The 1,684-nt window shown below is 54.1% G+C and carries 1 protein-coding gene; it reads left to right on the forward strand.

Going from position 1 to position 1,684, the window contains the following annotated elements; genetic code table 11:
* Positions 1-1,684: hypothetical protein (locus tag B5G10_RS12735; RefSeq protein WP_206396582.1), on the forward strand; the 1,684-nt coding region annotated here is incomplete at both ends.

The raw sequence follows: 1,684 nt of genomic DNA on the forward strand, positions 1-1,684 counted from the left end.
CACAGTTGAGTGCCCACGACCACAGCGAGGGGTGGATTCCGTTACCGGCAAGCGGGGGCACGATAGGAGCCGGCTCTACCGACGAGCAGCCGGCCATGTATTATCTCACCGGCGACACCAAGCTGAGTTCCGACCTCGTCATTGCCGACGGAGCGGTGGTTACCCTGTGTCTGAATGGTTACCAGTTGACCGGCCTGGGCGACAACCCGGTTATCAGTGTCGATGCTTCCAAACTCACGGTGTGCGACTGTCAAGAGGGGAGCGAAGCTCCGGAGCACCAGCACCGGTATTATAAAAATGAGGGAGGACGGTTCGTGTTCGACGACGGATCGGACGAGTGGAACGCTCAGTATGAGGCAGCCGATACCATCGGCGTGATTGATGGCGGTGTAATTACCGGGGGCCTTACCCGTGGAGGTATCTTTGTCGATGGAGAAGGTGCTTGCTTTACACTCGAAAGCGGTGTGATAGCCGGTAATCGGTCTATATACAATAATTTAGGAGGCGGTATCGGTATCTGGGATAGTAGTGATGAGCCGGGTGAGATGGAAAGAACGGCTGTCATCAACGGTGGTCAAGTAGCCGGCAACACCTCGGTTTCGAGAGGCGGAGCTATATTTACCTATGAGGCTTTGACCCTGAACGGGGGCAAGATATGGGGCAACAGAGCCGACAAAGGAGGTGGTGTCTATATCTCGGGATCGAATGCACACTTCGTGATGAACGGTGGAGAAATATCGGGCAACATCGGAGAATCAGATGCCGGAGCGATTTGCGGAAATCTCGACTCCCAGTTCACGCTCAATGACGGTCTGATTATTGACAATGTTTGCGAGGGTTTCAACTCGGGTGGAGGAATTTACATACTTCAAGGAAGATCCCTCGTTATTAACGGTGGCCTCATTTCCGGTAATACCGGCGGTTATTTCGGAGCCGGCATTTCGGCTATCATGGTGGACACTATCTCCATCACAGGCGGTGTTATTATCAATAACTCGGCCGTGGACGACAAATATACTGACAAAGACATTTTTATCAACCGCCAAGAAGATTCCAGATTCTTATCTGTTGCGGGGGGATATATAGGCAGGTTTGAGGTCAACCAGGTATTTGGCCACTACAACGTCGTTGAAGGCGGCTTTTTCGTGGAACCGACGATTACAGACTACTTGACGGAGGGGTCCATAGCCATACCGGTGGGCGAAGGCGTGACCGGGTATCGCGAGGGCTTCCCCTATGGGGTGTACAAACGGAATACGAATGGGACGGATATTGCGCTGGACATTACACCCGGAAACCCGGCGTATGACCAAGCCCCGATAGAGGCTGGTATCGACTTCACGGTAGAAGGTATTCCCGACAGTTTCTCGGCTGTCTATGCCTACCGTACGGACACTATCGAGCCGTTCGCCTATGGCCTGCCTACCGATGTCGGGTCGTACCATATCCTGTCCACCCTGGTGGACAACCAGGGACAATGGTATGGGCAAACCCCGTTTGACATCACTATTGACAAGGGAGAATGGCCGGGCGAAAAGCTGGCTACCGGCATGATTGCCGCCGGCCATAGCGACTCCATTGCCCTGCCCGAAATTCCCGAAGGAGCCTACTTGGGTACACCCTCGGGCGACACCCGCATACTCGACGCCCACATAGCCGACGGCTACCTCTACTATACGGGTAG

Source organism: Barnesiella sp. An55, assembly GCF_002161555.1.
Lineage (GTDB): Bacteria > Bacteroidota > Bacteroidia > Bacteroidales > Barnesiellaceae > Barnesiella > Barnesiella merdipullorum.